The sequence below is a fragment of the Geodermatophilus sp. SYSU D01180 genome, assembly GCF_054050415.1.
In genome coordinates, this window is sequence record NZ_JBJGZH010000001.1 from 1 (window position 1) to 23,413 (window position 23,413).

Here is a 23,413-nt window from a genome sequence, read left to right on the forward strand (position 1 = left end):
CCCCCAACACCCCACCCCCCCCGCCGCGCCGCCCCCCCCCCCCCCCCCCCCCCGCGGGGCCCCCCCCCCCCCCGCCGTCGTGTCGGAGGGAGGTCAGCCGGTCGAGCGGGGCTGGGCCGGGTTGGTCGGGTCGCCCTGCGACGGCGGGTTCATCGCCGGGCCGGTCGTGGCCTCGGACACCTTGGAGCCCGCGGAGGCGTGCACCGGGTCGTCGGCACCCGCGGACGCCGGGTCGCCGCCGGAGGGCTGGGCGCCCTCGTGCAGCGACCGCAGCCGGTTCTCCATGGCGGTGACCACCTGCAGCCGGTCGGCGTGGGCGCGCTCGTAGTCGAGCACGGTCTGCAGGCCGGTGGCGTCCAGCGTGCGGATGCGCGAGATCAGTCCCTCCACCGGCAGGTGGTCGTAGTCGGGCAGCGGCAGCTGGTCGTGCTCGGTCATGCGGGACCGCCTACCCGCGCCTCCCGGATCCGACACGGTGTGTGGCACTCGGGCCGGTGGGTAGGCGGCGAGCGGAGCGCGTCCCGCAGCGGGCGCCGAACCGCCACCGATCAGCACTGAGGAAGTGGTCCCCACCCCATGGACGTGTCCTTCCTGGCACCGGTCTTCCAGGCCGCAGGTCCCTTCGCCACCGTGACCGCCGACGTCACGCACACCACCGAGAACGCCGACACCGAGCTCGACCTCCGCGTCCGCGCGGTCGCCGAGAGGCTCGCCGAGCAGGGCGCGCCGGAGGCGGTCGTCGAGGCGGTCCGCGGCCGGCTGCTGGAGGGCAACGACGGCGGCGAGGCGGGCACCATCCGCGGCCGCGCGGTCGTCGTCGCCGCCGACGGCACCGTCGTGTTCGACTCCCAGCTCGCCGACGTGCCGCGCCAGGAGCTCGCCGAGTGGTCGCCCACGCCGGACCTGCTGCCGGTGCTGCGCGCGCTGCCCGGGCGCGTGCCGCACGTCGTCGTCCTCACCGACCGCACCGGCGCGGACCTCACCGTCGCGAGCCTCCCCGGCCAGGCCGAGGAGGAGGAGACGGTGAAGGGCGACACCTTCCAGATCCGCAAGTTCCAGGGCGGCGGCTGGGCCCACCACCGGTACCAGCACAACGCCGAGAACAAGTGGGTCCACAACGCCGACGACGTCGCCGAGCACGTCGCCTCGGTCGTCCGGCGCCACCGGCCGCGGTTCGTGCTGCTCGCCGGCGACGTGCGCGCCCGGCAGATCCTCACCGACCGGGCCAGCGGGCTGTGGTCGGACCTGGTCGTGTCCATCGACGAGGGCGGCCGGGCCGCCGGCGCCGACCGCGAGCCGGTCGAGCAGAAGGCCGCCGAGCTGGTCGCCGAGCACGAGGCGCGGGACGAGGCCGACGCCGTCGAGAAGATCAGCTCCGCCGGCGCCCACGGCCTGGCCGTCACCGGGACGGCGAACGTCGTCGAGGCGCTGCGCAAGGCGCAGGTGGAGACGCTCGTCCTCGCCGACCCCGCCGACGACGAGCAGCTGCTCGTGGGCGCCTCGCCGCTGGAGCTCGGCCTCGACCAGGCCGACATGGACGCCCTCGGCGTGCAGGACGCGCAGTCGGTCCCCGCCGAGCGCGCGCTGCTGGCCGCCGCCGTGGCGAGCACCGCCGGCGTCGTCGTCGTGCCGCGGGCCGCCATGCCCGGCGACATCCCGGTCGCGGCGATCCTCCGCTACACCGACGACTCCACCCCGACCCCGCAGTGACGGAGGCTGACCCGATGAGCGACCCGCACCAGGAGGGCACCCCGGCCGGCACCAGCCCGGCCGACGTCGACCGCCGCGCCGCGATCGCCGAGACGCTCGGCAAGGAGGTGTGGCCGGCCGACCGCGATGCGCTCCTGGCCCGCGCCGAGGAGTCCAACGCGGAGGACCGCGTGCTCGCCGACCTGCGCCGGCTCCCCGCCGGGCAGACGTTCGAGAACGTCCAGGACGTCGCCCGGGCGCTGGGCATCGGCACCGAGCAGCAGCGCTTCTGAGGAGGTCCGCGTGGTCACGCAGAAGGAACCCAGCCCGGAGGCGCTCGCCAACGTCACCGAGCACAACGTCGAGACCCGCGCCGACCTGCTCCCCGAGGAGGCCGGCATGAAGGGCAGCGGCATGGAGGAGGTGGCCGCCGAGGTGATCCTCGCCGAGTCGGAGGAGCGCACCGTGCACCCCGACCCGGACGACGCCCAGGGCGCCCACCGCCAGTCGGCGGAGACGGCGGACCTGCCCTGAGCGAGCGGCACGAGCACCCGGTCCAGCTGCGCTGGTCGGACACCGACGTCTACGGGCACGTCAACCACGCCCGCGTCCTCGGCCTGCTCGAGGACGCCCGGCTGGCCATGGTCGACCCCACGCCGGGCGGGGAGATCATCCTCGCCCGGCTGGAGGTCGACTACCTGCGCCAGGTGCACTACCGGATCGGCGAGCACCTGACGGTGTCGACGTCGATCACCCGGCTGGGCCGCAGCTCGATCGGCATGTGCCAGGAGCTCACCCAGGACGGGCAGGTGGCCCTGCGGGCGGAGATGGTGCTGGTCAACTTCGACTACGCCGCCGACGCCTCGGCGCCCCTGACCGAGGACCAGCGGGCGCACTGGTCGCGCTGGCTGGTCGCCCGGCCGGGGGACGCCGCGGACCGCTGACGCCGGCCGCTCCCCGGCGTAGCGTCCCGTCATGGCCGAGACCGCCGCGCCGCCCTTCGCCCGGGACCACGACGGCGGGGAGCGGCTGCTCTTCTGGGGGACGACGATCGTCGTCCGAGCGTCCGCGGACACCACGGCCGGGGCCTTCACCCTGCTCGAGGAGCAGACCCCGCTCCTGGACACCTCCCGGCACGTGCACCGGGACACCGACGAGATGTACTACGTGATCGAGGGCGAGCACGTCTTCGTGTGCGGCGAGCGGGAGTTCGCCGTCGGCCCGGGCGGGACGCTGTTCCTCCCGCGCGGCGTCCCGCACTCCCACCGGCGGGTGGTGCCGGGCGAGGGCCGGCTGCTCTGCATGACCTCCCCGGCCGGCTTCGAGGGCTTCTTCCGCACCCTCGCCGAGGCCAGCGCGACCGGCGGCTCGTTCGACGAGGCCTACCAGCGGGCCTCCCGGGAGCACGGCGTCACCTGGCTCGGCCCCGACGACTGACCGCCCCACCTGCGGGTACCTGCGCCGGCATGCCCAAGACGACGAAGAGCGGGGACGCGAAGGCCGACGAGATCCCCAGCACCCTGCAGCGCTCGGACGAGAAGGCGCAGCGCACCTTCGCCAAGGCCCACGACTCCGCCGTCGAGAACTACGACGGCGACGAGCAGCGGGCCAACCGGGTGGCGTGGGCGGCGGTCAAGCACACCCACGAGAAGGTCGGCGACCACTGGGAGCCCAAGGACCACAAGGGCCCGAGCGACCCCCAGGCCGAGGGCGGCGCCGGCACCGACCGGGAGACCAAGGGCGGCGTCGACGCCAACGCCACCAAGGACCACCTCATGGACCTCGCGAAGCGCCTCGACGTCCACGGCCGCTCGTCGATGACCAAGGACGAGCTGGTCGACGCGATCCGGAAGGCCAGCGACCGGGCGACGGCGAGGGCCCGCGAGAGCTAGGCGCCCCAGCCCGCCGGGACGGTCCACAGCTCGCGCTGCGGGGTGCCCAGCTCCGAGGTCCCCGTGGCCGTGAGGACGACCTCCTCCTCCAGCGCCAGCCGCAGGCACTGGCCGCCCCACTCGGCCACCGTTGCCCGGACGGCGAGCTCCAGGGCGAACACGGTGTCCGGGTGCAGCACGCGGTCGCCCTCGCCGGGCACGCCCCGCTGGTCGTCCCACCGGCCGACCACCGGCCCGGCGCCGTGCCCGTGCACGCCCACCGGGTGGGAGTAGACGTCGGCCTCCAGCCCCTCGGCGGCCAGCGCGGCCCGGGCGGCGGCGAGCGCCTCGTTGCCGGTCCGGCCCGGGACCAGCGCCGCGGCGGTGAGCTCCTGCGCGCGGCGCCCCGCCGCCCACGCCCGCCGCAGCCCCGCCGGCGGGCCGTCCTCCCCGGGGCGCAGCAGGTAGACGCTGCGCTGCAGGTCGGTGGCCAGGCCCAGGCTGCTCAGCCCGGCGTCGCAGGTCACCAGGTCGCCGGGCTCCAGGACGGCGTCCTGCGGCACGGCCGGCAGCTCGACCCCGCCGTCGGGGAGCAGCGGCACGCCGGCCCGCTGCACGGTGACCCCGGGGTGGAACCACGGCGGCACGCCCCGGCCGGCCATCCGCTCGTGCACCTCCCACGCCAGGTCCGCCGCCGTGCTGACGCCGGGGACCAGCACGGCGGGGGAGAGGACCTCGGCCAGCACCCGGTCGGTGTACCGGGCCAGGGCGTCGAGGGCGGCGACCTCCTCCGGCAGCCGGGTCTCCAGCCAGCCGACGGCGAGGTCCTCGGCGGACACCAGCCGGCCGGCGAGGTCGCCGAGCGCCGCGGTGAGCCGCTGGTGCTCGGCCACCGACAGCCCGTCGGCCAGCGGGCAGCCGGCCGAGACGTCGACGCCGATCCGCCGCGGCCCGGCCTGGGCGACGATCCGCCGCACCGCGGCCCACTGGGCGTCCTCGTCGTCGGGGTCGTCGCCTCCGTCACCGTCGTCGCCGGGGACCCAGCCGGGCAGGAACTGGCCGACCGGGTAGCGGGAGACCGCGACCGGCGTGACGCCGTCGTCGCTGCGGTGCAGGACCAGGACGACCAGCCGCCGGGCCGACAGCCAGCTGGCCGGCAGCAGGGTCGGCAGCACCGGGTCCTCCCTGCCCTCGCGGCCGACGAGCAGCCACAGGTCGATGCCGGCGCGGTCCATCAGGCCGGGCAGGAGGTCGAGCAGCCGCTGGGTCAGCCACCGGTCGCGGACGTCGGCCTGCTCGCGCCGCGGCAACGGCACCGTCCGCGTCGGGTCCGGGACGACCAGCGTCATGGGGACAGGGAAGCAGAGAACCGCCGCGCCCACCCGGTGGAACGGGAGGTCAGGCCCCGGTGGGCGCCGCTCCGGGCCGCGCGGCGCCCGGGACGGTCGGCGGGTCGAGCCGCTCGTCGGGCGGGGTGGGCCGCGGCCGCGGCGGCGCGACGGTGGCCACCCGGTCCCGGCCGGCCTGCTTGGCCCGGTACATGGCCGCGTCGGCCCGGTCGACCAGCCGCCACAGCGCGCCGGGGGCGTCCTCGCCGTCGGCCGGCCGGGTCAGCGCGACGCCGATCGAGGCGGTCACCGCGTGCCCGTGCCGCTCCCGGGTGGCGCGCACCGCGAGCCGGAGCCGCTCGGCCAGGTGGGCGGCCTCGCCGGGGTCGCCGACCAGGCCCAGGACCACCAGCTCCTCCCCGCCGATGCGGGCGAGCACGTCGCTGGGCCGCACGGTGTCGGCCAGCGCCTCGGCGACGGACTGCAGCACGGTGTCGCCGGCGGCGTGCCCGTGCCGGTCGTTGACCTGCTTGAAGTGGTCGAGGTCGATGACCATCGCGGCGACCCGCTGCCCCTCGCGGCGGGCCTGCCGCCAGATCCGGGAGGCCTCCTCGACCAGGTGCCGGCGGTTGGCCAGCCCGGTGAGCGGGTCGCGCCGCGACTGCGCCTCGGTGGCCGCCAGCAGCCGCCGCTCGCGGCGGCGCAGCAGGTGCACGCCGACCGCCACGAGGTCGAGCATCCCCGCGGAGACGGCCACCTGGACGGCGAACCCCACCGTGCTCGCGTAGCTGTGCTGCACCGCCACCGCGACGGCGGCCGGCGTGACCGCCATGTGCACGCCGAGCATCCACGGCCGCAGGAACCACGCGGCCACCACCGAGGGGAACAGCAGCATCAGCGGTGTCGCGTAGCGGACGGGGTCCTCGATGCACAGCGCGACGACGACGTAGACGAGGTCGCCGAGCAGCACCAGGCCGAAGGTCTGCCACAGCCCGACGCGGCGGCGCACGATCAGCGGCACCGCGGCGAGCACGCAGGCGGCCATGGTGGCGCCGTAGGTCACGCCCGTGGCGCCCTCGCGGACGACGCCGTCGAGGGCCAGGTTGACCAGGCCCGTGAGGCCGCCGACGACGAGCAGGACGGCGAGCAGCAGCGCGGCGACCCGGTTCTCGGGACCGCCGGGCCCGAGCACGTCGTCCGGCGTCGGGGCGTCGGGGTCGGGTGGCCGGGCGGAGGTCACCGGCGCAGGATGCCGCACGGGGCGGCGCAGCGGGAGACCTGCGGCGCGGCGCCGTCGCTGGCAGGCTGCCCGCATGTCGCACCCGGACCCCGGCCTCGTCGACGTCCGCCCGCTGGCCGACCACCCGCTCGCCGAGGCCGGCGCGGCCGCGCTGCGCATGGTGGCCCCGGGCGCGGCCACCGCCGGTCGGTTCGGGCTGGTCGAGTACCGGCTCGGCCCGCGCTCGGCGGGCGCGGCGCCGCACTACCACCAGACGTTCTCCGAGTCCTTCTACGTGCTCTCCGGCGAGCTCACGCTCTACGCGAACGGGCGGTGGCAGCCGTACCGGCCCGGGGACTTCGTGCTGGCCCACGAGCGGGGCGTGCACGGCTTCCGCAACGACTCCGACGAGCCGGCGTCCTTCCTCATCCTGTTCACCCCGGGCATCGCGCGGGAGACGTTCTTCGCGGAGATGGCGGAGATGCGCCGCACCGGCCGCCGGCCGTCCCCCGAGGAGATGACCGCCTTCTACGCGCGGCACGACCAGGTGATGGTCGAGGAGTGACGACCGCGGCGAGCGTGGCGGCCCCGTTTCCGGGCATGTCGTGATCGGGTGTCCCCACCACGCGGGGACCGGCTGACAGGAGGCGCACGTGGCCGAGGGACCGTGGTTCTACTGCCTGAAGCACCACACCGTGGAGACCCGGGACGGCTGCGCCGAGCGGCACCGCCTCGGGCCCTACGCCACGCGTGAGGAGGCCGAGCACGCGCTGCAGTCGGTGGCCGAGCGCAACGAGCGCCTGGACCAGGAGGACCGGGAGTGGGAGGGCCGCTGACCGGCCCCTGCTGACCGGGCGCTCCCGACCGGCCCGGCATGATCGGGCCCGGTGCGCCGGACCCGCCGGTGCCCGGGAGGAGGCAGCGTGACCACCGCAGCGGAGAGCCGTCCCGTCGAGGAGCTGGTCGTCGGGGTGCTGGGCGGGACCGGCCCGCAGGGGCGCGGGCTCGCCGTCCGGCTGGCCGCCGTCGGGCAGCGGGTGCTGCTCGGGTCCCGCGACGCCGACCGCGCCCGCGAGGTGGCCGCGCAGGTCGCCGAGCGCGCCGCGGCCGCCGGCGGGGGCGAGGTCTCGGTGCAGGGCGGGTCGAACCTCGACGTCGCGGGTGCGGCCGACCTGGTGATCGTCGCCGTCCCCTACGCCGGGCACGCCGCCACGCTCGCCGAGCTCGCCGCGCCGCTGGCCGGGAAGGTCGTCGTCGACTGCGTGGTGCCGATGGGCTTCGACGAGCTGGGCGCCTACGTGCTCGACGTCGAGGAGGGCAGCGTGACCCAGCAGGCGGCGGCGCTGCTGCCGGACTCGCACGTCGTCGGCGCGTTCCACCACTTGTCGGCGGTGCTGCTCGAGGACCTGTCGAGGCCCACCCTCGACGGCGACGTCATGGTCGTCGGCGACGTGCGGGCGGCCACCGACCAGGTGCAGGCGCTGGCCGGGCGGCTGCCCGGGATGCGCGGGATCTACGCCGGCCGGCTGCGCAACGCCCGCCAGGTCGAGGCGCTGACGATCAACCTGGTCTCGGTCAACCGCCGGTACAAGGCGCACGCCGGCGTCCGCGTCACCGACGTCTGAGCCCGCTCACCGCCCGGTCGGCGCCAGCAGGTCCGGGACGACGTCGGCCGGGGCGGGCATCGCCGCGATCTCGGCGGCCACGTCGCGGGCGGCTGCGGCCAGGGCGGGGTCGGTGACCAGCCGCTCCAGCAGCGCCGGGGTGATCCCGCCCGGGTCGACGGCGAGACCGGCGCCGCGCGCGGCCACCAGGTCGGCGTTGGTGCGGCGGTCGCCGGCGCCGCGGACCACGAGCTGCGGCACGCCCGCGGCCAGCGCGGTCAGGACGGTGCCCGCGCCGCCGTGGTGCACCACCCCGGCGGCGGCCGGCACCACCCGCGGGAACGGCAGCCAGTCCGCCGTCCGCACCTCCGGCGGCAGCGGCCGCCGGGTGGCCCGGCGGTCGGGCCGGACCAGGACGACGTCGAGGCCGGTGCCCGCCGCGGCGGCCGCGGCGTCGCGCATGAGCCGGTCCGGGCCGGGGGTGGCCACGGTGCTGCGGCTGACCAGCACCCGCGGCCGGTCGCCGGGGCGGGTGAACTCCGGGGCGACGGGGCGGTCCGGCGTCCACGGGACGAAGCGCACCGGCGTGCCGGGGCGCGGGCCGACCACGCTCGGGGGGGACGAGGTGAGCACCTGCCGCGGCGGCGGCAGCGCCCCGAGCCCCCGGGCGGTGCGGTGGGTCCCCAGCGCCGCGGCCAGCAGCCGCTCCGCGTCGAACAGGTTGCCCTCCACCAGCACCGACGGCACGCCCTGCCGGGCGGCGGCCTCGACCCCGGCCGGGGCCAGCGACTCGTGCACCACCAGGTCGGGACGGTGCCGGCCGGCCGCGGCGAGGACGCCGTCGGCCGTCCGGGCGCTGAGCGTGCCGAACAGCAGCCCGACCGCCTCGGTCCCGCCCCGCCCGGCCAGCTCGCGGCGGGCCAGCCGGGGCCGGCGCAGCATGACCCGCCCGAACAGCGGGCCCAGCCGCAGGCCGGGCGCGACGTCGACCGGGGACAGCTCCGGCGGGCAGCTCGCGACCGCGTCCCCGGCCGTGGCCACGACCACCTCGGCGCCGGCGTCGCGCAGGGCCAGGGCCAGCGGGACCAGCGGCAGGACGTGGCCGGTCAGCGGGGAGGCGACGACCAGCACGCGCATGCGGTCAGGCTGGCCCCGGCCGCCGCGGTGCGGAAGGCGTTCCGCCGCGCGCGGCCGGCGGCGAGGATGGGGCCGTGCTGCTCGCGAGCGCGGTGGCGGTCCTGCACGCGGCCGTCGTCCTGTTCATGCTCACCGGCGCGCTGCTCGCGCTCCGGTGGCCGCGGCTGGCGTGGCTGCACGCCCCGGTGGCGCTCGGCGTCCTGGCGGTCAACCTGGCCGGCGCGCCGTGCCCGCTCACCACTCTGGAGCTCGCGCTGCGGGAGCGGGCCGGCGCCGCGCCCTACGACGGCGGCTTCCTGGGCCACGTGCTCTTCGGCCCGCTCGGCCTGGACGTGCGCTCGGCCGGCGTCCGGGCCGGCACCTACGCCGTCGCGCTGGGCCTCAACGCCGTCGGCTACGGGCTGCTGCTGGCGCGGGCCCGGCGCACGGCCGGGAGCCGCCGGGCCTGATCAGTCGAAGGAGTGCTCCGGGCCGGGGAAGACGCCGCTGTGCACCTCGTCGGCGTACTCGCGGGCCGCGCGCAGCAGCTCGGCCCGCAGGTCGGCGTACTTCTTCACGAACTTCGGCACCCGGCCGCCGTTGAGCCCGGCCATGTCCGGCCACACCAGCACCTGGGCGTCGCAGTCGGGCCCGGCGCCGATGCCGACCGTCGGGATGGACAGCTCCTTCGTCACCTGGGCGGCGATCGCCGCGGGCACCATCTCCAGGACGACGGCGAACGCGCCGGCCTCCTGCACGGCGTGCGCGTCGGCCAGCAGCTGCTCGGCGCCGGCGCCGCGGCCCTGCACCCGGAACCCGCCGAGGGCGTGCTCGCTCTGCGGCGTGAAGCCGACGTGCGCCATCACCGGGATGCCGTTCTCGGTGAGCATGCGGATCTGCGGCGCCACCCGCACCCCGCCCTCGAGCTTGACCGCCTGCGCGCCGCCCTCCTTCATCATCCGCACGGAGGTGGCGAACGCCTGCTGCGGCGAGGCCTCGTAGGACCCGAACGGCAGGTCGGCCACGATCAGCGACCGCTTCGTCGAGCGGGTGACCGCCTTGGTCATCAGCAGCAGGTCCTCGACGGTGACCGGCACGGTCGAGGAGTGGCCGAGGACGACGTTGCCGGCCGAGTCGCCGACCAGCATCACCGGGATGCCGGCCTCCTCGAACACCTGCGCGCTGTAGGTGTCGTAGGCGGTGAGCATCGCCCACCGCTCGCCGCGCTCCTTGGCCTGCTGCAGGTGGTGGATGCGCACCCGGGCGGTCGACGTCCCGCCGTACAGCACCGACTCGCTCACGCCTGGGCTCCTTCGCGGACGCTGGGCAGGCTCTCCCGCCAGCGGTTGGTGATGGGCAGCCGCCGGTCGCGGCCGAACGCCTTGAGGCTGATCTTCGTCCCCGGCGCGGACTGGCGGCGCTTGAACTCCGCGACGTCGACCAGCCGCAGCACCCGCGCCACGACCTCCGGGTCGTGCCCGCGGTCGAGCAGCTCGGCCATCCCGAGGTCGCGGTCGACGTAGTCGGCGATGACGGCGTCGAGCTCCTCGTAGGAGGGCAGCGAGTCGCTGTCCTTCTGGCCGGGCGCCAGCTCCGCCGACGGCGGCTTGTCGATCGAGTTCTGCGGGATCGGCTCGGTCTCCCCGCGGTCGCGGGCGTGCGCGTTGCGCCAGCGGGCCAGCTCCCACACCAGGGTCTTGGGCACGTCCTTGATCGGGGCGAACCCGCCGGCGGCGTCGCCGTAGAGCGTCGAGTAGCCGACGGCGACCTCGCTCTTGTTGCTGGTGGCCAGCAGCAGGTGGCCGTGCTGGTTGGACAGCCCCATGAGCAGCGTGCCCCGGATGCGCGCCTGCAGGTTCTCCGCCGCCGTCCCGGACAGCTCCACCTGCGACTCGAAGGCGTCGACGATCGGCGCGATCGGCACGGTGGAGAAGTGCAGGCCCAGCCGCCGGGCGCTGTCCTCGGCGTCGGCCAGCGAGTGCTCCGTGGACCACCGCGAGGGCAGCGCGACGGCGTGCACCCGGTCGGCGCCGAGCGCGTCCACCGCCAGCGCGGCCACCAGCGCCGAGTCGATGCCGCCGGACAGGCCGAAGACCACCGACGGGAAGCCGTTCTTGTCGATGAAGTCGCGCAGGCCCAGCACCAGCGCCCGCCAGACCTCCTCGCAGTCGGAGAGCGGCTCGGCGACGGAGCCCGGCCGCGGCTCGAAGGCCGGCACCGGCTCCTCGGAGAGGACGGTGCGGGTGACCGTCATCGGCCCGATCCGGCCCTCCCGCCGCTCGGGCACCCGGCCCGGGTCGAGGTCGAGGTCGACGCAGAGCAGGTGCTCGACGAACTGCGGCGCGCGGGCGAGCAGCTCGCCGTCGGCGGAGACGGCCAGCGAGTCGCCGTCGAAGACCAGCTCGTCCTGCCCGCCGACCTGGTTGCAGTAGACGATCGGCGCGTTCGCCTCGGCGGCGCGGCGGCGGACGAGCGGCAGCCGCAGGTCGTCCTTGGCCCGCTCGTAGGGGGAGGCGTTGGGGGAGACGACGAGGTCGACGCCGGCCCGCCCGGCCACGCCGCAGGGCCCGCCCTCGACCCAGAGGTCCTCGCAGATGGTCAGCGCGACGTCGGCGCCGCGGAACCGCACCACCGCGAGCTCGGAGCCCGGCACGAAGTAGCGGGCCTCGTCGAACACGCCGTAGTTGGGCAGGTGCCGCTTGGCGTAGCGGGCCGCGACCCGCCCGCCGTGCAGCAGCGCGGCGGCGTTGCGGGGCTGGGTGCGGCGGGGGTTGGCGTCGCCGGGCCGCTCGTCGTCGAGGGTCTCCTCGTCGCTCGGCGGGGTGTCGATCGAGGCCGGGCCCTCGGTGTGGGCCAGGTACCCGACGACGACGGCGAGCCCGCCCAGCCCCTGCCGGTCCAGCGCGGTGGCGAGGTCGGTGAGCGCCCGCTCGCTGGCGCGGGCGAACGACTCGCGCAGCACGAGGTCCTCGGCGGGGTAGCCGGTGAGCGTCATCTCGGGGAAGACGACGAGGTGTGCGCCGTCGCCGGCGGCCCTGCGCGCCCACTCGACGACGAGCGCGGCGTTGCCCTCCAGGTCGCCGACGCGGGTGTCGACCTGGGCCATCGCGACTCTCAGCTGCACCGTCACGGTCCCATCCAACAACCGGCTCCCCGGACCGGCCAGACCGGGGACGGGGAGGTGGACCCCGCCCGCCGACGGGCCTAGCGTTCCCGCCGTGGCCGAGTGGCTCACCGTCGAGGTGCTCGACGGGGGAGAGCCGGCGTCGACCTGGCGCCGGGCGCACGAGGACGGCCTCGTCGAGGCCGCGGTCACCCAGGGCGCCCTGTACTGGGAGTGGCACGACACCCGCTGGGGCGTCGTGCTGGAGGTCGCCTTCGCCGACGACGAGGCGCTGGAGCGGTTCCGCGCGCTGCCCGCCGTCCGCGCCGCGCTGGACGCCGTCCCCGACCCCGTCTGCGGTCTGCTGGTCTACCGCGGGCGCGGCGGCGGGGCCGGCGTGTCCGTCCCGCGCCGGCCGCGGCCCCGGCCCGCCGCCGGGGCGGCCGCGCTGCCGGAGCCGGCGCCGGAGCACGTCGCCCGGCTGGGCGCCGACCCGCCGGTGCGCGACGACGACCCCGACGGCGCCGCGCCGGTCCGCGGCTGAGCCTCAGCGACCGTCGGCGGGCACGACCGCGCCGTTCGACGCCGGCCGCGGCACGGGCACCTCGGCGGGGGCCGGCGCCGCCCGCTCGAGGAAGCGCAGCAGCTCCACCGGGAACGGCAGGACGACCGTGGAGTTCTTCTCCGCGGCCACCTCGACCATCGTCTGCAGCAGGCGCAGCTGCAGCGCGGCCGGTTGGGCGGCCATGACACCGGCGGCCTGCGCGAGCTTCTGCGAGGCCTGCAGCTCGCCCTCGGCGGTGATCACCCGCGACCGGCGCTCCCGCTCGGCCTCCGCCTGGCGGGACATCGACCGCTTCATCGACTCCGGCAGCGCGACGTCCTTGATGTCGACGCGGTCGATGTGCACGCCCCAGTCGACGGCGGGGGAGTCCAGCATCAGCTCCAGGCCCTGGTTGAGCCGCTCCCGGTTGGAGAGCAGGTCGTCGAGGTCGCTCTTGCCGATGATCGACCGCAGCGACGCCTGGGCGACCTGGGCGATCGCCGCCTGGTAGTTCTGCACGTCGACGACGACCCGCACCGGGTCGAACACCCGGTAGTAGACGACCGCGTCGACCTTGACCGTCACGTTGTCCCGGGTGATGCCCTCCTGAGCGGGGACCGGCAGGGTGACCACCTGCACGTTCACCTTGTGCAGCCGGTCGACGCCGGGCCGGATGAGGGTCAGGCCCGGCGGCCGGGGCTCCCCGAGCAGCCGCCCCAGCCGGAGCACCACCCCGCGCTCGTACTGGGTCACCACCCGGACGCTGGTCCCGGCCAGGAGGAGCAGACCCACCACCACGACCGCCAGGATCACGAGGATCGCGTCCATGTCGTCCTCCGTCGCGTCCCGGTGCCAGCCGCGGACGCACCGGTGACGCGGGAGTCAGCGTAGGCCCGCACCCGGCCGCGCGGAACTGTTCGACGAACGATCGTTGCTTCTAGAGTGGCCGGGTGGATCCCCGTGCGGCCCAGGTCGCCGCCGTCGCCGCGCTGGCCGAGCCCACCCGCCGCCGGCTGTACGACCACGTCGTCCGCCAGGCGGAGCCGGTCGGCCGGGACGAGGTGGCCGCCGCGCTGGGCGTGCCCCGGGCGACGGTCGCCTTCCACCTCGACCGGCTCGTCGACGACGGCCTGCTCGAGGCGCACTTCGAGCGGCGGTCCGGGCGCAGCGGCCCGGGCGCCGGCCGCCCCGCGAAGCTCTACCGGCGGTCGGGGAGCCCGGTGGCCGTCTCGCTGCCGGAGCGCCACTACGACCTGGCCGGTGAGCTGCTCGCCGCGGCCGTGACCGAGGCCGAGGCGTCGGGGGAGCGGCCCGCGGCCGTCCTCGGCCGGCAGGCGCACGCCCGCGGGCGGGAGCTCGCCGCCGCCGGCGCCGACGGGAGCGGCGGGCGGGACGCCGTCCTCCGGGTGCTGGAGGCGCACGGCTACGAGCCGCGGGCCGCCGGGGACGCCGTCACCCTCCGCAACTGCCCGTTCCACACCCTCGCCCGGGCCCACACCGAGCTGGTCTGCGGCATGAACCTGCGGCTGCTCGAGGGCGTGCTCGACGGCGTGGGGCCCTGCGGGCTGACCGCCCGTCTGCAGCCGGAGGACGGCGCGTGCTGCGTGCGCCTGGACGGTGCGCGCGACGGTTGACAGACCGGGGGCCCGGGTCTCTACTCCTAACCATCGTTGACTTTAGAGGAGGTCCCATGACCACCCACGCGATCCGACGCACCGGCACCCCCGCCGCCGACCCCGCGGTCCGCGGCTCCCGCCCGGCTCTCCGCTTCGTCCGCGACACCGGGGCGGTGGACCTGCCCGCCGCCGAGCAGGCGGTCGCGCAGCTGCTGCGGGCGCTCGGCCGGGACCCCGCCGAGCCGCACCTGGCCGAGACCCCGCGCCGGGTCGCCGGAGCCCTCGCCGAACTGCTCACCGGCCGGCCGTTCGAGCTGACCACCTTCCCCAACGACGGGGGGTACGACGAGCTGGTCGTCGCCACCGGCATCCCCGTGCAGTCGCTGTGCGAGCACCACCTGCTGCCGTTCACCGGCGTCGCGGCGATCGGCTACCTGCCGGGCGAGCGGATCCTCGGCCTGTCCAAGCTGGCCCGGGTGCTCGAGTCCTTCGCGCGGGACCTGCAGGTGCAGGAGCGGCTGACCCAGCAGGTCGCCGACTGGCTGCGGGACCACCTCGCGCCCCGGGGCGTGGGGGTGGTCATCGCGGCGGAGCACCAGTGCATGTCGCTGCGCGGCGTGCGCGCCACCGGGTCCCGCACGGTCACCTCCGCCCTCCACGGCGTGCTGCGCGAGGACGCCCGGTCGCGGCAGGAGTTCCTGGCGCTGTCCGGCACCGCGCTCGCCGGCACGGCCGCCTGAGGGGAGCGGACCCGTGGACGCTCCCCTCGTGGTCGTCGGCGGTGGCCTCGCCGGCGCCAAGGCGACCGAGACCCTGCGCGCCGAGGGCTTCGACGGACCGCTCGTGGTCGTCGCGGGCGAGCCCGAGGTCCCCTACGAGCGCCCGCCGCTGTCCAAGGGGTACCTGCTCGGCTCCGCGCCCCGGGAGGCGGCGCAGGTGCTCGACCCCGGCTGGTACGGCGAGCACGACGTCGACCTGCGGCTCGGCGTGCACGCCGTCGGGCTCGACCCGGGCGGCCACCGGCTGACCCTGGACACCGGCGAGGAGCTCACCTGGTCGCGGCTGCTGCTGGCCACCGGGTGCTCGGCCCGGAGGCTGCCCGTGCCCGGCGCCGACCTCGACGGCGTCCGGTACCTGCGCACGCTCGCCGACGCCGACCGCCTGCGCGCCGACCTCGCGGACGGCGGCCGGCAGCTCGTGGTCGTGGGCGCGGGGTGGATCGGGCTGGAGGTGGCGGCCGCCGCCCGCTCCCACGGCAACGAGGTGACCGTCGTCGAGCCGCAGCCCACGCCCCTGCACGCCGTGCTGGGCCCGCGGATGGGGGAGGTCTTCGCCCGCCTGCACCGGCGGCACGGCGTCGACCTGCTCACCGGGACGACCGTGCGCGAGATCCGCGGGGCCGGCGGACGGGTCACCGCGGTGGTGACCGACCGGGACGTGGGGCTGAGCGCGGACCTGGTCGTCGTCGGCATCGGCGCCGTGCCGCTCACGCAACCGGCGGCGTCGGCGGGCCTCGAGGTGGACAACGGCGTGGTGACCGACCACGCGCTGCGCACCTCCGCGCCCGACGTGTTCGCCGCCGGCGACGTCGCGGCGTCGTTCCACCCCCTGTACGGCCGGCACGTCCGCGTGGAGCACTGGGCCAACGCGCTGCACGGCGGCCCGGCGGCGGCGCGGTCGATGCTCGGCCAGGACGTCTCCCACGACCGCGTGCCCTACTTCTTCACCGACCAGTACGACCTGGGGATGGAGTACTCCGGGCTTGGTGCGCCCGGGGACACGGTGGTCTGCCGCGGCGACCCGGAGGAGGGCGGGTTCATCGCCTTCTGGACGTCGGACGGCCGCGTCACCGCGGCGATGAACGTGGACGTCTGGGACGTCACGGAGCCCCTGCAGGCGCTGGTCCGCAGCCGTCAGCGGGTGCCGGCGGCCGCGCTCGCCGACCCGGACGCGCCGCTGGAGTCGCTCGTCGTCTGACCGGCGGGCCGGTGGGGGCGACACGGGGCGCCCCACCGGTGTGCCCGGCCCCCGGAACGGGCAGGCTGTGCACGGACGACACGGCGACGAAACGAGCGGATCCGATCATGGCCAGCATGGACCGACAGCAGGAGTTCGTCCTGCGCACCCTGGAGGAACGCGACATCCGCTTCGTGCGGCTGTGGTTCACCGACGTCTCGGGCTACCTCAAGGCGGTCGCCGTGGCGCCGGCGGAGATCGAGGCGGCGTTCGCCGAGGGGATCGGCTTCGACGGCTCGGCGATCGAGGGCTTCGCGCGCGTCTACGAGTCGGACATGCTCGCCAAGCCCGACCCGGCCACCTTCCAGGTGATGCCCGCGACCAAGGGCCAGCCCAGCGACACCGCGCGGATGTTCTGCGACATCACGCTGCCCGACGGGTCGCCGTCGTGGGCCGACCCGCGGCACGTGCTGCGCCGGACGCTGTCCAAGGCCGCCGACATGGGCTTCACCTTCTACACCCACCCCGAGGTCGAGTTCTTCCTGCTCAAGGACCTGCCCACCGACGGGCGGCCGCCGGAGCCGGCCGACACCGGCGGCTACTTCGACCTGTCCACGCACAACGTGGCGCACGACTTCCGCCGCGAGGCCGTCTTCGCGCTCGAGGCGATGGGCATCTCGGTGGAGTTCAGCCACCACGAGGTCGCCCCCGGCCAGCAGGAGATCGACCTGCGCTACGCCGACGCCCTGTCGATGGCCGACAACGTGATGACGCTGCGGCACGTCGTCCGGGAGGTCGCGCTGGCCCAGGGCGTGCACGCCACGTTCATGCCCAAGCCGTTCACCGACCTGGCGGGCTCGGCGATGCACACCCACGTGTCGCTGTTCGAGGGCGACCGCAACGCCTTCCACGACCCGTCGGACCCGATCCGGCTGTCGGCCACCGGGCGCCAGTTCATCGCCGGCCTGCTCACCCACGCCCGCGAGTTCACCGCCGTCACCAACCAGACGGTCAACTCCTACCGGCGGCTGCTGGCCGGCACGGAGGCCCCGACGGCGGCCACCTGGGGCCGGGCCAACCGCTCGGCGCTGGTGCGGCTGCCCTCCTACAAGCCGAACAAGGGCCAGTCGGCGCGGATCGAGGTCCGCTCGCCGGACTCCGCGTGCAACCCGTACCTGACCTTCGCGGTGCTGCTGGCCGCCGGTCTCCGCGGCATCGAGAAGGGCTACGAGCTGCCGCCGGAGGCCGAGGACGACGTCTGGTCGCTCACCGACACCGAGCGCCGCGCCGCCGGCTACGAGGACCTGCCGGTCTCCCTCGGCGAGGCGCTGACCGCGATGCAGGGCAGCGAGCTGGTCGCGGAGACCCTCGGCGAGCACGTCTTCGAGTTCTTCCTCCGCAACAAGTGGGAGGAGTTCAACTCCTACCGGCAGAACGTGACGCCCTTCGAGCTCAAGCGCTACCTTCCCGGCCTGTGAACCGCCGGGAACGGCCTCGTCGCAGGGGCCCGTGCCGAGCGGGCGAGGCGCGGGGGGCGACGAGGTCCGTGAACTAACCTCGGCACCGTGCCGGAGACCCCCGCCCGCCTGCTCGTCGTCGTCCCCAGCGACACCGCCCCGCCCGCGCGGCTGGGGGACTGGCTGCGCGCCGCCGGCCTCGAGCTCGACGAGCGGCACCTCGACACCGGCGACGAGGTGCCGGCCGACCTGACGGGCTTCGACGGGCTGCTGGTCACCGGCGGCCCGCAGTCCAGCGTCGACGACGACGCCACGACCGGCCTGGGCCCGGTCCGCGCGCTGCTGGCGAAGGCGCTCGCCGACGACGCCCCGACGCTGGCGATCTGCCTGGGCGCCCAGCTGCTGGCGCAGGCCGGCGGCGGGCGGGTGCGCGAGGGGATCGAGGGTCCGGAGGTCGGGGCGCTGCTCGTGGCCAAGCGGGACGCCGCGGCCGGGGACCCGGTGTTCGGCCCGCTCCCGCTCACGCCCGACGTCATCCAGTTCCACCACGACGAGATCAGCGAACTGCCCGCCGGCGCCACCCTGCTGGCGAGCAGCCCGGTCTACGCCCACCAGGCCTTCCGGGTGGGCCGACGGGTCTACGGGCTGCAGTTCCACGTCGAGACGGCCCCGGAGATCGTCCGCGAGTGGGCCGAGCGGGACACCGTCGGCGTCGCGGCCGGCCCGTGGGACCGCGAGACGCTCTGCCGGCTGACCGACGCCGTGCACCCGGACCTCGAGGAGGTCTGGGCGCCGTTCGCCGCCCGCTTCGCCGACCTCGTGCGCGCGGGCCGCGGCGCCGCGGTCTGAGCCGGTGACCGCATCCCGGGAGGTGCCCCGCCGCGCGGTCGTGCGGCTGGCCCGCTTCGGCTTCGAGGACGGCGAGAGGGCCGCGCTGCTGCTGTCCGACCCGGCCCTGGGGCTGTGGGACCTCGACCGCAACGAGCCCGCCGACCCCGAGGCCGGCCCGGTCGTCTCCGCGCTGGCCCGCGCCGGCGACCCCGACCTCGCTCTCCGCTCGCTGGCCAGGCTGGTCGAGGCCCTGGACGCAGCCGACGAGACCGGCGGGGCGGCCGCGGGCCTGCTCGCCCGGCTGCGCGGCTCGGGCGCGCTGCGCACCCGGCTGCTGTCGGTGCTCGGCGCCAGCGCCGGCCTGGCCGACCACCTCGCCGCCCACCCCGGCGACTGGACCGTCCTCGACTCCGACGGCCGCGGCGCGGTGCGCCCCGCCGCGTACGCGCTGGAGCGGCAGATGCTCGCCGCCGTCGGCGCCGACCCCGACGACCCGCCGTGGGGGGTCCGGCTCGGGAAGGCCGCGCCGGACGCCTCGCCGCAGCGGGTCGCCGCGCTGCGGCTGGCCTACCGGCGGGCGGTGCTGGACCTCGCCGGGCGCGACCTGGGGGAGGGGCTGTCGGCCGAGGACGTCGCCGCCGAGCTCGCCGACGTCGCGGCCGCGGTGCTCACCGCCGGCCTCGCGCTCGCCGTCGCCGAGCAGCCCGAGGGCGCGGCGGCCTGCCGGCTGGCGGTCATCGCGCTCGGCAAGACCGGCGGGCGGGAGCTCAACTACGTCAGCGACGTCGACGTCGTGTTCGTCGCCGAGCCGGTGGACCCCAGCGAACCCGAGGCCCCGGCCCTGCAGAGCGCCACCCGGGTGGCCGCCGCGCTGATGCGGATCTGCCGCGAGGCGGCCTGGGAGGTCGACGCCGCGCTGCGCCCGGAGGGCAGGGCCGGCGCCCTCGTCCGCACCCTGGCCGGCCACACCGCGTACTACCGGCAGTGGGCGAGCACGTGGGAGTTCCAGGCGCTGCTGAAGATGCGCCCGGTGGCCGGCGACCCCGACCTCGGCCGCGGCTACGTCGAGGAGCTGTTCCCGATGGTGTGGGAGGCCGGCGACCGCCCCGGCTTCGTCGCCGAGGTGCAGGCCATGCGGCGGCGGGTGGAGGACAACATCCCGCCGGCCCAGGCCGACCGGGAGATCAAGCTCGGCCGCGGCGGCCTGCGCGACGTCGAGTTCGCCGTCCAGCTGCTGCAACTGGTGCACGGCCGGGTCGACGTCCGGCTGCGGGTCGGCGGCACGCTGCCGGCGCTGCACGCGCTGCGGGCCGGGGGCTACGTCGGCCGCGACGACGCCGACACCCTCATCGCCTCCTACCGCTTCCTGCGCACCGTCGAGCACCGGCTGCAGCTGCTGCGCCTGCGGCGCACCCACCTGCTGCCCACCGACGAGCAGCAGCTGCGCTGGCTGGCCCGCTCGCTGGGCTACAAGCCCGACGCCCGCGGCACCGCCGTCGACGTGCTGCGCGCGGAGATGGCGCTGCACACCCGCGAGGTCCGCCGGCTGCACGAGAAGCTCTTCTACCGGCCGCTGCTGTCGGCGGTGGCGCGGGTGCCGGCCGAGGCCGCGCAGCTGGGCAGCAAGGCCGCCGGGGACTGGCTGCGCGCGCTCGGGTTCGCCGACCCGCAGGGCGCGCTGCGGCACATGGGCGCGCTCACCGGCGGGGTGTCCCGGTCGGCGTCGATGCAGAAGTACCTGCTGCCGGTGGTGCTGCAGACCCTGGCCGACTGCGCCGACCCCGACGCCGGGCTGCTGGCCTACCGGCAGGTCAGCGAGGCCCTCGGCGGCAACCAGTGGTACCTGCGGCTGCTGCGCGACGAGGGCCAGGTGGCCGAGCGGCTGGCCCGGCTGCTGGGGTCCAGCCGGTACGTGGCCGCGCTGATCACCCGCACCCCCGAGGCGCTGCGCATCCTCGCCGCCGACGACGAGCTCGAGCCGCGCAGCGCCGCCTCGCTGGCCGGGGCCTGGCGCGCCGCCGCCGGCCGGGCCGCCGACGCGCAGGCGGGCATCCGCGTGCTGCGCGGACTGCGCCGGGCGGAGCTGCTGCGGATCGCCTCGGCCGACCTGCTCGGCCTCCTCGACGTCGTCCGGGTCGGGCAGGCGCTCACCGACGTCGCCGTCGCCACGCTGCAGGCCGGGCTGGACGTCGCCGTGCGCGCGTGGGCCCGCGAGGCCGGCATCGACCCGGCCGACGTGCCGATGGAGCTCGCCGTCATCGGCATGGGCCGGCTCGGCGGCGGCGAGATGGGCTACGGCTCCGACGCCGACGTGCTGTTCGTGCACCGGCCCCGCCCGGGTGCCGACGACGCGAAGGCGACGCAGGCGGCCAACGCGGTCGCGCACACGCTGCGCCGGCTGCTCGGCGAGCCCGCGCCCGACCCCGCCTTCGAGGTCGACGCCGACCTGCGCCCCGAGGGCCGGCAGGGCGCACTGGTGCGCAGCCTGGACGCCTTCCGCGAGTACTACGAGCGCTGGGTGTCGGTGTGGGAGGTGCAGGCACTGCTGCGCGCGGCGCCGGTGGCCGGCAGCCCCGAGCTGGGCGCGGCCTTCGTGGAGCTGGTCGACCCGCTGCGCTACCCCGAGGGCGGGCTGTCGGCCGAGCAGGTGGCCGAGATCCGCCGGATCAAGGCGCGGGTGGAGCGGGAGCGGCTGCCGCGCGGCGCCGACCCGGCCACCCACACCAAGCTCGGCCGCGGCGGCCTGGCCGACGTCGAGTGGACCGTCCAGCTGCTGCAGCTGCAGCACGCCGCGGCGGTCCCCGGGCTGCAGGTGCCCTCGACCGTCGGGGCGCTGGCCGAGCTGCCGGGGAACGGCCTGCTGACCGTCGAGCAGGCCGGGTCGCTGCGCGACGCGTGGGAGCTGGCCACCCGGGCGCGCAACGCCGTCTTCCTCGTCCGCGGCCGGCCCGGCGACCAGCTGCCGCGGCCCGGGCTGGAGCTGGCCGGCGTGGCGCGGGCCAGCGGGTACGGCCCCGACGTCGACCCGGGGCAGTTCCTCGACGACTACCGGCGCACCACCCGGCACGCCCGCGCCGTGGTCGAGGCCGTCTTCTACGGTCAGTCGCCGGGGGAGTGACCGGCCGGGTCGCCGTCCGGCGGCTCGGGGACCAGGCCGACGCGGCGGCTCTCGGCCTGCACGACGTCGTAGCAGTCGCACGCGGCCTCGTGCAGGCGCTCGGGGTCGACCACCGTGATCCGCCCTCGGGTGTACCGGATCAGCCCGGCCTGCTGCAGCAGCCCGGCCACCAGCGAGACGGTGCCCCGGCGCACGCCGAGCATCTGGCCCAGGAAGTCCTGCGTGAGCGGGAACTCGTCGGCGCCGACGCGGTCGCGGGTCTGCAGCAGCCAGCGGGCGCAGCGCTCCTCGGTGCTGTGCAACCGGTTGCAGGCCACGTTCTGCGCCAGCTGGACGACCATCGCCTGCGTGTAGCGGTGCAGCAGGTCGTGCAGGGCGCCGTCGCCGGACAGGAACCGGCGGAGGTCGGCCGTGGCGATGCACAGCGCGTCGCCGGGCACCTGGCAGAAGCAGTCGTGGGGGCTGGTCGCTGCCCCCAGGAACACCGGCAGGCCGGAGACGCCCTCGTAGCCGATGGTGGCCACCTCGACGGCCGGCTCGCCCTCGACCGACGCGACGACCGACAGCACGCCGTCGACGGGGAAGTAGACCGCGTCGATGTCGCCGTCGCGGCGGTAGATCCGGTCGCGGACCTGCAGCGTCACCGGCTGAAGGGCCGGCAGGAGGCGGTCGTACTCGTCGTCGGGGAGGGCCCGCAGGACCAGGTTGCGCCGCGGGTCCTTCGCGCCGGTCCGCTGCGGGTCGGGTCCGGTCGCGGCGTGGTCGGGAGGAGCCACGGCGCACCTCCGGTGCCGGGTGGGGCTCCCCGCGGGCTCGGGGGGCGTCAGGCGGGCAGGGCGCCGGCACCCAGCCGCGCCCACGGCGGCAACGGTACGGCGAGCAGCTCGGCGGCGCCCGGCGCCATGGCGTAGGCGACCAGCGCGGGGGCGACCAGCCGCAGCGGCAGGACGTGCTCCACGCAGCCGGTGGCCAGGGCCGCGCTGGGCATCCCCGGCGCCTCGGCGTCGGCCGGGTCCTGGGCGAGCACCCGGCCGCCGGCGCGGCGGACCGCGCGGACGCCGGCCGCGCCGTCGTCGAGCCGGCCGGTGAGGACGGCCGCCAGCACCCGCGGGCCGTACGCGCCCGCGGCACTGGTCATCAACCGGTCGGCCATGCCCCGCGTGGGGTGCTCGACCAGGGTCAGGTCCCCCTCCGGCGCCAGGACGCCGGTGGTGCCGGCCGGGAGCACCGACACGCCGGTCCGGAGCGGGCCGGCGGCCGCCGCCCGGACGGGGAGGTCCGCGGCGGCGCGCAGCAGCGGGACCAGCAGGTCGGTCGTGCCGGCCGCGCGGTGCTGGACCACCAGCACCGGCGTGGGGAAGTCGCGCGGGAGGCCGGTGAGGACCGTGCGCAGCGCCCGGACGCCGCCCGCGGAGGCGGCCAGCACCACGACGCCGAACGGCGCCGGCGCGTCGATCTGGACCGGGTCCACCACGCGGTCGAGGCTACGCGTGTGTACGGCACCTGACACAGGACCGCGCCGGGTGTGCCGCACCCGGCGGCGGGGCACGCTGTCGGGGTGAGCTCAGCCCTGCCCGCGGACGACCTCCCCATCGACGAGCTGCCCACCGACGAGCTGCCCACCGACGAGGACGTGCCCGACGACGACCGGCCCGCCGAGGGCGCCGCCACCATCACGCCCTACCGCGACGGCCCGCTGATCGTGCGCGGCGACTTCCGGCTGGTCGACCAGGACGGCGCGGAGATCGACCCGGGCCGGAGGACGGTGGCGCTGTGCCGCTGCGGCAAGTCCGGCATCAAGCCGTTCTGCGACGGCAGCCACAAGCGCTCGGGCTTCTCCGCCCCGAGCGCGCCGAGCCGGCCCCGGCCGGCCGCGGCGATCCTGCGCCGGGCGCGGCGGCCGGAGGGCCGGGCGGACTGAGGGGTGCGGGCCGGCCCCCGTGCCCGGCCCGCACCCCGGC

The 23,413-nt window shown here is 76.5% G+C and carries 27 protein-coding genes; 18 read left to right on the forward strand and 9 right to left on the reverse strand.

What is annotated here, in order from left to right:
• Nucleotides 1-93: 93 nt before the first annotated feature.
• Nucleotides 94-438: a hypothetical protein gene (locus tag ACI8AA_RS00005; RefSeq protein ID WP_457042471.1), complete on the reverse strand. Its 345-nt coding sequence runs from the start codon at nt 436-438 to the stop codon at nt 94-96.
• Nucleotides 439-576: 138 nt separating this feature from the next.
• Between ACI8AA_RS00005 and ACI8AA_RS00010 the strand changes: the two genes are divergently transcribed.
• The 6 genes from ACI8AA_RS00010 to ACI8AA_RS00035 are packed head-to-tail and all read left to right on the forward strand — an operon-like array spanning nt 577 to nt 3,581.
• The gene (locus tag ACI8AA_RS00010) at nt 577-1,710 is read left to right on the forward strand and encodes a baeRF2 domain-containing protein (protein ID WP_457042472.1); all 1,134 of its coding nucleotides are present in this window, start codon (nt 577-579) and stop codon (nt 1,708-1,710) included.
• Nucleotides 1,711-1,724: 14 nt separating this feature from the next.
• Nucleotides 1,725-1,982 carry a DUF2795 domain-containing protein gene (locus ACI8AA_RS00015; RefSeq protein WP_457042473.1) on the forward strand — a complete coding sequence of 86 codons (258 nt, stop codon included), beginning with the start codon at nt 1,725-1,727 and terminating at the stop codon, nt 1,980-1,982.
• Nucleotides 1,983-1,992: 10 nt separating this feature from the next.
• The gene (locus ACI8AA_RS00020) at nt 1,993-2,223 is read left to right on the forward strand and encodes a hypothetical protein (RefSeq protein WP_456941988.1); all 231 of its coding nucleotides are present in this window, start codon (nt 1,993-1,995) and stop codon (nt 2,221-2,223) included.
• Nucleotides 2,224-2,249: 26 nt separating this feature from the next.
• Nucleotides 2,250-2,633, forward strand: coding sequence for an acyl-CoA thioesterase (locus tag ACI8AA_RS00025; protein ID WP_457042982.1), 384 nt, complete (start codon nt 2,250-2,252; stop codon nt 2,631-2,633).
• A 31-nt stretch (nt 2,634-2,664) separates the two neighbouring features.
• Nucleotides 2,665-3,126 (forward strand): cupin domain-containing protein, encoded by a 462-nt coding sequence (locus ACI8AA_RS00030; protein ID WP_457042474.1) that lies wholly within the window; start codon nt 2,665-2,667, stop codon nt 3,124-3,126.
• Between the two features lie 29 nt (nt 3,127-3,155).
• Complete coding sequence (locus ACI8AA_RS00035) at nt 3,156-3,581, forward strand: ChaB family protein (RefSeq protein ID WP_457042475.1); 426 nt, start codon at nt 3,156-3,158, stop codon at nt 3,579-3,581.
• On the opposite strand, the gene ACI8AA_RS00040 is transcribed toward ACI8AA_RS00035, so the two are convergent.
• Together ACI8AA_RS00040 and ACI8AA_RS00045 are read right to left on the reverse strand one after the other, a co-directional pair.
• Nucleotides 3,578-4,909 (reverse strand): M24 family metallopeptidase, encoded by a 1,332-nt coding sequence (locus ACI8AA_RS00040; protein ID WP_457042476.1) that lies wholly within the window; start codon nt 4,907-4,909, stop codon nt 3,578-3,580. The genes ACI8AA_RS00035 and ACI8AA_RS00040 overlap by 4 nt on opposite strands.
• 49 nt (nt 4,910-4,958) lie before the next feature.
• Nucleotides 4,959-6,128, reverse strand: a complete 1,170-nt coding sequence (locus ACI8AA_RS00045) for a GGDEF domain-containing protein (protein ID WP_457042477.1) — start codon at nt 6,126-6,128, stop codon at nt 4,959-4,961.
• Nucleotides 6,129-6,201: 73 nt separating this feature from the next.
• Between ACI8AA_RS00045 and ACI8AA_RS00050 the strand changes: the two genes are divergently transcribed.
• The 3 genes from ACI8AA_RS00050 to npdG all read left to right on the forward strand — a co-directional run bounded on the left by ACI8AA_RS00050 (nt 6,202) and on the right by npdG (nt 7,732).
• The gene (locus ACI8AA_RS00050; protein ID WP_457042478.1) at nt 6,202-6,672 is read left to right on the forward strand and encodes a cupin domain-containing protein; all 471 of its coding nucleotides are present in this window, start codon (nt 6,202-6,204) and stop codon (nt 6,670-6,672) included.
• An 88-nt stretch (nt 6,673-6,760) separates the two neighbouring features.
• Entirely contained in the window at nt 6,761-6,943 is a 183-nt protein-coding gene (locus tag ACI8AA_RS00055) for a hypothetical protein (protein WP_387989058.1), read from the forward strand.
• Nucleotides 6,944-7,030: 87 nt separating this feature from the next.
• The gene (gene npdG / locus ACI8AA_RS00060) at nt 7,031-7,732 is read left to right on the forward strand and encodes an NADPH-dependent F420 reductase (protein ID WP_457042479.1); all 702 of its coding nucleotides are present in this window, start codon (nt 7,031-7,033) and stop codon (nt 7,730-7,732) included.
• Between the two features lie 6 nt (nt 7,733-7,738).
• Here the strand turns inward: npdG and ACI8AA_RS00065 are convergent, their stop codons facing one another.
• On the reverse strand, nt 7,739-8,848 hold the full coding sequence (locus ACI8AA_RS00065) for a glycosyltransferase (RefSeq protein WP_457042480.1): 1,110 nt from the start codon (nt 8,846-8,848) through the stop codon (nt 7,739-7,741).
• 74 nt (nt 8,849-8,922) lie between these two features.
• On the opposite strand from ACI8AA_RS00065, the gene ACI8AA_RS00070 reads away from it, so the two are divergent.
• Entirely contained in the window at nt 8,923-9,297 is a 375-nt protein-coding gene (locus ACI8AA_RS00070) for a DUF2784 domain-containing protein (RefSeq protein ID WP_457042481.1), read from the forward strand.
• Here the strand turns inward: ACI8AA_RS00070 and panB are convergent, their stop codons facing one another.
• Both panB and ACI8AA_RS00080 read right to left on the reverse strand, forming a co-directional pair.
• Complete coding sequence (gene panB / locus ACI8AA_RS00075) at nt 9,298-10,128, reverse strand: 3-methyl-2-oxobutanoate hydroxymethyltransferase (protein WP_457042482.1); 831 nt, start codon at nt 10,126-10,128, stop codon at nt 9,298-9,300.
• Nucleotides 10,125-11,957, reverse strand: a complete 1,833-nt coding sequence (locus ACI8AA_RS00080) for an NAD+ synthase (protein ID WP_457042483.1) — start codon at nt 11,955-11,957, stop codon at nt 10,125-10,127. Before ACI8AA_RS00080 ends, panB begins: the two co-directional genes overlap by 4 nt.
• 88 nt (nt 11,958-12,045) lie before the next feature.
• Between ACI8AA_RS00080 and ACI8AA_RS00085 the strand changes: the two genes are divergently transcribed.
• Nucleotides 12,046-12,474 (forward strand): hypothetical protein, encoded by a 429-nt coding sequence (locus ACI8AA_RS00085; protein WP_457042484.1) that lies wholly within the window; start codon nt 12,046-12,048, stop codon nt 12,472-12,474.
• 3 nt (nt 12,475-12,477) lie between these two features.
• Here the strand turns inward: ACI8AA_RS00085 and ACI8AA_RS00090 are convergent, their stop codons facing one another.
• Nucleotides 12,478-13,302 carry a slipin family protein gene (locus ACI8AA_RS00090; RefSeq protein ID WP_457042485.1) on the reverse strand — a complete coding sequence of 275 codons (825 nt, stop codon included), beginning with the start codon at nt 13,300-13,302 and terminating at the stop codon, nt 12,478-12,480.
• A 122-nt stretch (nt 13,303-13,424) separates the two neighbouring features.
• Between ACI8AA_RS00090 and ACI8AA_RS00095 the strand changes: the two genes are divergently transcribed.
• From ACI8AA_RS00095 to ACI8AA_RS00120, 6 genes are all read left to right on the forward strand, one after another.
• Nucleotides 13,425-14,108: a helix-turn-helix transcriptional regulator gene (locus ACI8AA_RS00095; RefSeq protein WP_457042486.1), complete on the forward strand. Its 684-nt coding sequence runs from the start codon at nt 13,425-13,427 to the stop codon at nt 14,106-14,108.
• 56 nt (nt 14,109-14,164) lie between these two features.
• Nucleotides 14,165-14,830: a GTP cyclohydrolase I FolE gene (gene folE / locus ACI8AA_RS00100; RefSeq protein ID WP_457042487.1), complete on the forward strand. Its 666-nt coding sequence runs from the start codon at nt 14,165-14,167 to the stop codon at nt 14,828-14,830.
• A 13-nt stretch (nt 14,831-14,843) separates the two neighbouring features.
• Nucleotides 14,844-16,067 (forward strand): NAD(P)/FAD-dependent oxidoreductase, encoded by a 1,224-nt coding sequence (locus ACI8AA_RS00105; protein ID WP_457042488.1) that lies wholly within the window; start codon nt 14,844-14,846, stop codon nt 16,065-16,067.
• 116 nt (nt 16,068-16,183) lie between these two features.
• A complete protein-coding gene (gene glnA, locus ACI8AA_RS00110; RefSeq protein ID WP_457042489.1) occupies nt 16,184-17,524 on the forward strand; it encodes a type I glutamate--ammonia ligase in 1,341 nt (446 codons plus the stop codon).
• An 87-nt stretch (nt 17,525-17,611) separates the two neighbouring features.
• Nucleotides 17,612-18,352 carry a type 1 glutamine amidotransferase gene (locus ACI8AA_RS00115; protein WP_457042490.1) on the forward strand — a complete coding sequence of 247 codons (741 nt, stop codon included), beginning with the start codon at nt 17,612-17,614 and terminating at the stop codon, nt 18,350-18,352.
• Nucleotides 18,353-18,356: 4 nt separating this feature from the next.
• Nucleotides 18,357-21,452, forward strand: coding sequence for a bifunctional [glutamine synthetase] adenylyltransferase/[glutamine synthetase]-adenylyl-L-tyrosine phosphorylase (locus ACI8AA_RS00120; RefSeq protein ID WP_457042491.1), 3,096 nt, complete (start codon nt 18,357-18,359; stop codon nt 21,450-21,452).
• Here the strand turns inward: ACI8AA_RS00120 and ACI8AA_RS00125 are convergent.
• Together ACI8AA_RS00125 and ACI8AA_RS00130 are read right to left on the reverse strand one after the other, a co-directional pair.
• Entirely contained in the window at nt 21,434-22,228 is a 795-nt protein-coding gene (locus ACI8AA_RS00125) for a Crp/Fnr family transcriptional regulator (protein WP_457042492.1), read from the reverse strand. The genes ACI8AA_RS00120 and ACI8AA_RS00125 overlap by 19 nt on opposite strands.
• 47 nt (nt 22,229-22,275) lie before the next feature.
• Complete coding sequence (locus ACI8AA_RS00130) at nt 22,276-22,926, reverse strand: chemotaxis protein CheB (RefSeq protein WP_457042493.1); 651 nt, start codon at nt 22,924-22,926, stop codon at nt 22,276-22,278.
• Between the two features lie 84 nt (nt 22,927-23,010).
• Between ACI8AA_RS00130 and ACI8AA_RS00135 the strand changes: the two genes are divergently transcribed.
• Nucleotides 23,011-23,373, forward strand: coding sequence for a CDGSH iron-sulfur domain-containing protein (locus tag ACI8AA_RS00135; RefSeq protein ID WP_457042494.1), 363 nt, complete (start codon nt 23,011-23,013; stop codon nt 23,371-23,373).
• The last annotated feature ends 40 nt before the right edge of the window (nt 23,374-23,413 follow it).